This is a genomic window from Candidatus Alcyoniella australis (genome assembly GCA_030765605.1).
In the GTDB taxonomy this organism is placed as follows: Bacteria; Lernaellota; Lernaellaia; order JAVCCG01; family Alcyoniellaceae; genus Alcyoniella; species Alcyoniella australis.
Genome location: JAVCCG010000042.1, coordinates 1 through 7,372, shown reverse-complemented (window position 1 = coordinate 7,372; position 7,372 = coordinate 1). Strand labels below are relative to the sequence as shown.

Genomic DNA, 7,372 nt, shown 5'->3' with positions numbered 1-7,372 from the left:
TCAGGTGCTTGAGGGGGCTGAAGTCAAAGCGCAGCGCAGCGATCTGATCGGACACCACAGCCACCAACCGGCTGAAGGGCACCAGGTGGGCCATCGCAACGAGCGTCTCCCCGCTGCCGCAGGGGCAGTAGATTGTTTTGTGATTCTGGAAGATCTCGACGGGCAGATGCTCGAAAATCCGCTCGGCCAGGCGATACATCAAAGGCGGCGGCAGGTGCCCGCTGGTGGCGTTAAAAAGCCCTGGATGGGCCTGTAGTATCTCCTCGTAGGTCAACTCCCTACTCGGCTGCAAAGCCCCCCGTGGCCCGACCTCGACCACGTCGAGGCCCTCCTCGCGTAGGGCTCGGGCGGCATTGCCGCAGGTGTAGACCACACAGCGCGTCGCGCCCAGCAGCCGCAGATGCTCGGCGATCACCTGCGCACGGATCGCCTTATTCAACAGCCGAAAGGGGATCAACGTAGTTCTCCGAGATGATGGGGAACGCGCCGCGATCGAGGCCACGGGGCTCCCCTTTGATGAACACAAGCACGGTCTGGTGGACTTGGACCACCTTACGCAAGCGCATGTGTCCGGCAGCGCGCAGTGGCGCCGTAACTAACGGCATCAGCAGCGCCAGATGGTTGAAGTATTTCAGCCCGGCCATTCGGGCCATATCCACCGTGTCGTTTACAAAGCCCTGGATCTCGCCCTTCTTATCCCGGAATTCACCGACCTTCATAGCCAGCAAGCGGCCGGGCTTGAGCTTGTTGGCGCACCTGGCCAGAACCAGGCCGTAGGCCTCGAGGAAGTCCTGATAGGACTGTTTTTCGGAAAGGTCCCCATCGCCTCCTCGATACCGCTCCAGGTTGTAGTAAGGCGGCGAGGAGAAGCAAAAATCGTACTCCATCTCGGGCAATAGCTTATTGAGATGAACGCTGTCGCCGACGATCCAGCGGCAGTCCAAACCAAGGCGGGCGGCGATTGTTAGGTTCTCCTCGACCTGCTTCCGCCTGACTTCAACGCCAACGTACTCGCGGCCCGTCTTGGCAGCCACAATGCCCTTGACGGCCTCGCCGCCGAACGGGTCGAGGATCGCCCCGCCGACCGGGCAAAACCAATGGATCAGGATCTCGGCCAGCACCGGGTCGAAAATCGACAGCCCTCCGTTAGTGTGGACCAGTTTGTTGCCCTTGCGAATTGGGGGAAACAGCGGCACCGGAGCCGTTGGCCGCATTGGCCCGATGTAGCGCAGCCACAGCCGCTTACGTTGTATCCAGAAGGAAGAACGGGCATTGAGAACCGTAAAAGGCGGGACTATGAATCTGTGAGCGAGAGGTGTTACCACTGGAATCCTCCTCAACCCCGGGGCGACCTGCTAACATCCGCACTGCGTGTAAGGGGGCAGCAGGTTTTTCTGTGGTCCACGTTGGCGCGTGGGTCGGGTTGGGAGGCTACAACTCCTGGCCCTGCCCCCACCTTTCCAGCCGGGGCAAGGCCGCATCTGACGCTGTCGGCGGCTACGGGAAGTACTCCACCTCGATCGAGATCCCCGGGGCAAGGGTGTCGTCCACCTGGCCGGCGAGGCCAATGCCAAAACCCTTCCAGCGCAGCCGGGGCCCGGCGAACAGCCCTTTGAGCCGTCCCTCGCCTCCGGCTGTGACGCCGCCGAACACACCCCACTTGAGCGGCCGCTCCTCGGAGCGTGCGGGCTCGCGCAGGGCGAGCAACTCATATTCAGTAACCTCGGATTGAGAGCCCTCGAGGGGCTCGCCGTTGTCGCCGAGCTCGACCAGCTCGAACGCGCCGAAGCGGATCTCCCCGGTCATGTCGGCGATGTAGGAGCCCTGGGCGCGAAAGCGCTGATCGAGCGAGTAATCCAGCGCCTGGTCGTGATAGCGCTCGAGGGTGAGTCGGCCATCGGTCCAGGGCAGCGGCACGGCTTGGGCCGCAGGCGTTGTTTTGGGCGCAGCGGCCCCGGCCCGAGGCCGGGACCGCCGCACCGCCCTGCGGGAGGACCGGACCCGCAAACTTGTTTTTTCGACCGCGACGAGCTGTAGCCCACTGCCCTCAATCTGCTCGATGCCTGAGCCAAAGGCCTTGGCCAGCTCGCGCGCCGAGGCCGGGACCGCGGCCTCGAAGCCCATCTCGACCAGCACGCCGGCAGCCAGGCGCGTGGCGGCTGCTGCGCGCTGCTTGAACTCGGAGACGGTCCACTGGCTCCAGGCCAGGCCGGCGATCAGCGCCAGGCAGGCCAGAATCCAGAAGGGCCGCTCGAAGCGCCTCACCTGCAATGCTCCGACAACAAAAATGGAATTGTTTTATACATACATGGACCATGCGAATGGTTGGAAGGAATTACAAAATTGAAAGGGATGGCGACATGACCAATCAGGAAATACGAGGAAAAATCCTTAGTCTTATGTATTCTGAGTGCCAGGCACTTGGAATGGGAGTCATGGTTCCTATCGAGGAAATGGCCAGAGCCTTGGGACTGGAGCAAAAGGACGTCCTTCGGGAAACCCAGTATCTTGTTCAAAAAGGTCTTCTGAAAAGGATGGCTATCGGCCATGTAACCATTACGATAGATGGCGTCGATGAAGTAGAACAAACGGATACCAATGTTGGTTCGGAATTGCCACTCCAACAGAATCAGGTGTTTAATATCGGCTCTTTGTCCGGTGGCGCCGTTAATGTCGGAGGCTCGCAAACCATCATCCTGAATGCCAACCAGCTCCTTGAGCAGTTCAATAAGGGACTGGAAGAAGTAGAAATGGAAGATGATGAGCGCAAGACAATTCTGGAAAAGTTGAAAGATCTTTCCCAACATCCAGCCTTTATTGCCGTACTCAATAACATCCTGGCTGCGGGGCTTTCTCTGTAGGCTCATCTATCGTCTTCCAGGGCTTGGCTCTCTCATACGTATCCGCCGCCGAGGATGGGCGAGAGGGTGATGGTCAGGATGTAGGGCATCAGGCCGCGATAATTGTCCAGGTCCTCGGTCTCCCAGCCGATGCCCGTGATCAGCAGCTCGCCGGCGCCGATCGCGGTCTCGCCGCCGATGGTCACATCGGCGTTGGCCACGAACAGCCGCCCTTGGGGGTTGTACGCCGGGTCGAGGGTCAGCACCCAGTTGTCATCGTGGAGCACACCCCAGCTATCGAGGGACGGCCGGGCGTCCACGCCCACGGGATGTACGCCGTCGGCCGCGTAAACCTGGCAAGCCGCGTAGCGCACGGAGCGGGCCTTAATGTCCACTCCGCTGGACCCGGCCGGCTCAAGCCAGGCGTGCATCTCGGAATCGTTCTCGCCGCCGGGCAGTCTGGTCAGGGCGTCCTCAAGGGTGTTGGCGTGCTCCTGGGGCCGAACCACGCCACGGCAGCCGACCAAACGATCGCGGCCGTCGAGCAGCAGGTCCAGGCGTTTGACCCGGGCAATGATCGAGTACGGGCCGCCCTGGGTGTAGTCCTTGGTCCATTGCAGATCGTCCACCAGGGTGATCTCGTCGTACTCGATCTCGCCCTCGCCGGGCGTGATGCTGTCCACCCGGTTGAACTCGGCTGAGCCGGCCGTGGCGTTACCGCGTAGCCAGACGATATCTCCCTCGGCGAAGCTCGCGCCGCGCCCCAAGGGCAGCCGCACAACCTTCTGCTCGGCCAGAGCCTGGGCCACCAGCGGCTCCAGCACGACCACGCCGGTGCGGACGTAGGCGTACTCTTGGTGCTGATCGTGCACGCCGGCCAGGCTGTGTTCCTGGCTGAAGGGCTTGGAGAAGTCGCCGCACCCCTGGCCGTAAAGCTTTGTGTTCCCCGTGTTGCCCTTGACCAGTACATCGGTGCAGTTCTGGCCGATCAGTATTTCGCGGGTGGAGCAGTCGTTGTTCACGACCCGGCCGCCTTGCCAGTTGTCAACGGCGATGGCCTTGGACCAGGAGCCTTGCACCTTGCAGCCATCGATTACCGCGTCGTAGCCAGCGCCCTCGGAGCTGATTGCCTGGCCGCCCGAACCCGCACAGGCGCAGAACAGCCGCCGGATCGGGCCATTTTGCAGATAATCCGCATGCAGGCCATCGCCCCCCTCGGCGGCGATGATCGTTCCGCCCTCCCAGCGGGCGCTGGCCAGGGCCTTGTAAGTCACCTCGCCCGTGGGCATCTCGGGGCTGCAGCTCTGCACGCTGAGGCGCCCCTTGGTTGAGCTAACGCGCTCGGCGATGTTGCAATACGCCGTATTGCCGCCGCCCTCGATGATCAGCAGGGCGAGCTTCGAGAGCTTGCTCAGCTCGTGGCCGGTGTCCTCGATGTAGTACTCCCCGGTCTCCTGCGTGACCTGGCCGGAGCCGGCCCAGCTCAGCAGGTCAACGGCCGGGGACACCCCGCTGTCGGCCGCGATCCACCCGGCCGAGGCGTCCACGGCCCAACCCGCGGGGACCTCCAGGGTGCCGTGGATATCGATCGTGCCAACCAGGCGAACGAACACGGTCTCGTCACGCAGGTCGTCGATCGCTCGCAGCAGCCCGTCCCAGCCGTTGTAGTCCGCCGCCAGCAGCTCGGGCGTTTCGTAGCTGTCGTTGGTGCCATACCTGCCGCTGCCGATCTCGATGTAGCGGAAATTCTCCTGAAAGCGTCCGCTGCTGATGATCGAGCCGTAATCGGACTGGCCGGGCATGATGTAGCCCACGGCCAGGGTATAGCCGTCGGAGGGCTCGGAAGGCGGCGCGTTGGCGCCGGGCGTACCCTGTAGAATCTCGTAGGTCGCGGGCAGCGCGGGGTATGCCTCCTGGAACTCGTGCCGCAGCACGATGCGGTCGCACCTCACCTCGCCCGAGGAATTGGCCTCGATGTCCAGGCAGTCGGCCAGGTCCTCGGTCTCCTCGATGCGAACGCCGTCGCGCGTGCACATCACGCCGGCCGTAATAGTCAGCTTGCCCGAGGAGCCCGCCTGCACGCCAAACCCGGAATGGAAGCCGGGCAGCATCAGGCCCTTTAGATGGCGGTTGAGAAACAGCGTGCGCCGCTCTTCCTTGTAATCGAAGGTCCGAATTTGAGTCATGGTCTTCTCCTAATAAGCGAGATCAAAGCGGCCGCTGTCATCGAGCAGGCCGGAATCGTCGAAGTAAGCGTAGGTCGGAGGCTCAGCCTGGCCGCGCCATCCGTCGAAGTACCCGCCGTCGTCAAAGCGCAGCCCCAGGCCGTCGTCGAAGCGCTCCCACGGGCCGACGGTCCAGTCGTCGAACTGCCCCAGGTCGTCCCACGATCCGCCGTCGTCGTCGAACCAGCAGACCTGAAGCTCGGGCCCCAGCTCGAACTGCATGATCGAGCGCGCCGGCCGCCGACGCCGCAGCTCGTGTAGGAAATCGCGCTGGGGCAGCATGCCCAGATCGAGCACGGTCACGCGCAGGTCGCTCCAGCGCGTCCGGGGCTCGCCCTCCGCGTAGTCGCGGAAGACCTCCTCGACCTCGATCTCGTAGCCCAAGAGCGTGGCGTGCTCCTCGAGGCGCGAGGGCGATCCGGCGTAGCGCCAGTGAGCCCAGGGATTGGCGACCTTGGCCCGGAACTGTTCGTCGGTCTCCAGCGGCAGCTTGTTAAGCCCGGCGTTGCGGCCGTGGCGCACCAGGTACTCGCCCCCGGCGCTGCCGGCGACCATCTGGCGCAGCAGGGTCACGATCTGATCCCGCACTCTGTCCAGCGTCCGGCCGGCGATCTCGAAAAAGAACTCGGTGTCACGTTTGCGGCCGTCGGGCCGGGGCTTCTTCTTGAAGATCACGTGCGCTCGACGCCTGAGGTACTCGCTGAAGCCGATCATCGTTTGCCCGCCGTTACAACGCGGACCGTGACGGTCCCGGGTTGAAGCAGCTCGTTGGAACCGATCTCGATCTCCGCCAGGGACGGCGTCTGCACCTCGAAGTTGACGCAATGCTCGATCTCGGCCGCCGCGTCCGTGACCTTCTTGCGACGGTAGTTCTCGCCCATGTGGAAGGCGTAGTCTGCGCTCGAGGGCTGGAACAGGTCGGCCATCGCCGCCTCGACCGCGGCCAGGAACGCGGAGAGCTCGCCCTCCTGATAGTGCTTGGTGGCCACCACGGAAAGGTCAAGCAGCTTCGCGGTCGGGCCCTGAACCAGCACATCGTCCGTTCCGACCTTGCAGCTATCGATGTGCGCCTGCACGGCCGCCAGCAGCGCCGGGCTGGGCGATCCGGCTGAGCCCTCGATGATCACGTCCACGGTCCCCACGCTGCGGGGGTTGTTGTCCACGACGGTGACCGACTCCACGCCCTGTACGGCCTGCGCCAGGCTCTCGTACAGGCCCGGGCCGTAGCTCAACTCCTGCCACTTTAGCCGGCAGCGGGCGGCGAGCTTGCCGTTGGTCTCGGTGTCGCAGCCCTCGACCGTGATCCAGTCCTCGGGGTTGCGCACGTAATCGATCCCCTCGATCGCGCTCTCCAGAACCGTGATCAGGCCCCCGCCGGTGTTGTACGACGAGCCCACGTTCTCGGCGGTTACCGCCACCGACTTCTCAGCCTCGCCCGCGGCCAGAATCACGTCCGCATCGCAAACAAAGCGCAGGGTCAGCCCCTGATCGTCCTGGACCGTGGCCACCACCGCACCTGCCGGGAAGGTCGTGCTGCCCGAGGCGTCATTGCGGCCGACGGTCACCGTACCTTGGGCCTTGCGGGCCGTTTTGCGCTGGACATCGAGCAGCCCGGCGATCCAATCCAGGACGATGCTGCTGGTCTGCGAGGACTGGGGCTCAGCCTCCCAATAATCCAGGAAGGCCATATTGACGGCGAGCTCGATCAGCGAGTAGAGCGCGGCAGCGGCGCGGGCCACGAGCCACAGCAGGGTGCGCCACACGCCGCCCCGGCGGTAGTTGCGCACCTTGAGGCCGTTGGCCTCCTCGGCCTGGGCGTCGGCCTTTAGCTCGGCGTAAACGGTCGCGGCGTCTTTGATATTCATGTGCCCACCTCGACCTCAGACTCGGCCGTGGATCCGTCCGCGAGCTGGACGCGGATCAGAAGATCGAGCCCCTTTTGCTCGACCCCGACCGGTTGCACCTCGATCAGGTCGCGCCGCACGCGGCCTTCCTTGGACGTCTCGCCCCGGGCCAGGCGCAGCATCTCGCGCAGGCCGGCCGCGTTGAGCTCGCTGTGCAGAAAGCGCTGCAGGCCGGCGCCGTACTCGTCTACCGGGTCGTCGGCCTCATCCATGTCCGGGTCGTCCCCGGTCTCGGGCAGGGAGCCGGGGACGGTCAATACGCGGTGTGCGATGTCCTGGCCGAGCGCGTCGTTCTCGTAGACCAGACCGAGATCGCCGTCGGCAGCCATGACGAAGTCGCCGTATTCGTCCAGCTCAACGTCGGTCCAGTCGGACTTGTCGATCTTGGCCATCAGCTCACCCC

8 protein-coding genes are annotated in these 7,372 nt (G+C 63.9%); 1 reads left to right on the top strand and 7 read right to left on the bottom strand.

Annotated elements, in window-relative coordinates:
- The 3 genes from P9M14_04995 to P9M14_04985 all read right to left on the bottom strand — a co-directional run.
- Positions 1–457, bottom strand: a 457-nt coding sequence (locus P9M14_04995) for a hypothetical protein (GenBank protein MDP8255083.1), incomplete at its 3' end; no start/stop codon positions are given.
- The gene (locus P9M14_04990) at positions 432–1,325 is read right to left on the bottom strand and encodes a class I SAM-dependent methyltransferase (GenBank protein MDP8255082.1); all 894 of its coding nucleotides are present in this window, start codon (positions 1,323–1,325) and stop codon (positions 432–434) included. The genes P9M14_04995 and P9M14_04990, both read right to left, overlap by 26 nt.
- A 172-nt stretch (positions 1,326–1,497) precedes the next feature.
- Positions 1,498–2,265: a hypothetical protein gene (locus P9M14_04985; GenBank protein MDP8255081.1), complete on the bottom strand. Its 768-nt coding sequence runs from the start codon at positions 2,263–2,265 to the stop codon at positions 1,498–1,500.
- A 95-nt stretch (positions 2,266–2,360) separates the two neighbouring features.
- Between P9M14_04985 and P9M14_04980 the strand changes: the two genes are divergently transcribed.
- Complete coding sequence (locus tag P9M14_04980) at positions 2,361–2,861, top strand: hypothetical protein (GenBank protein MDP8255080.1); 501 nt, start codon at positions 2,361–2,363, stop codon at positions 2,859–2,861.
- A gap of 32 nt (positions 2,862–2,893) precedes the next feature.
- On the opposite strand, the gene P9M14_04975 is transcribed toward P9M14_04980, so the two are convergent.
- The 4 genes from P9M14_04975 to P9M14_04960 all read right to left on the bottom strand — a co-directional run.
- On the bottom strand, positions 2,894–5,026 hold the full coding sequence (locus P9M14_04975; GenBank protein MDP8255079.1) for a hypothetical protein: 2,133 nt from the start codon (positions 5,024–5,026) through the stop codon (positions 2,894–2,896).
- A gap of 9 nt (positions 5,027–5,035) precedes the next feature.
- Complete coding sequence (locus P9M14_04970) at positions 5,036–5,779, bottom strand: hypothetical protein (protein ID MDP8255078.1); 744 nt, start codon at positions 5,777–5,779, stop codon at positions 5,036–5,038.
- Positions 5,776–6,930 (bottom strand): baseplate J/gp47 family protein, encoded by a 1,155-nt coding sequence (locus P9M14_04965; GenBank protein MDP8255077.1) that lies wholly within the window; start codon positions 6,928–6,930, stop codon positions 5,776–5,778. The genes P9M14_04970 and P9M14_04965 overlap by 4 nt, the downstream gene beginning before the upstream one ends.
- Positions 6,927–7,372: hypothetical protein (locus tag P9M14_04960; GenBank protein ID MDP8255076.1), on the bottom strand; the 446-nt coding region annotated here is incomplete at its 5' end. The genes P9M14_04965 and P9M14_04960, both read right to left, overlap by 4 nt.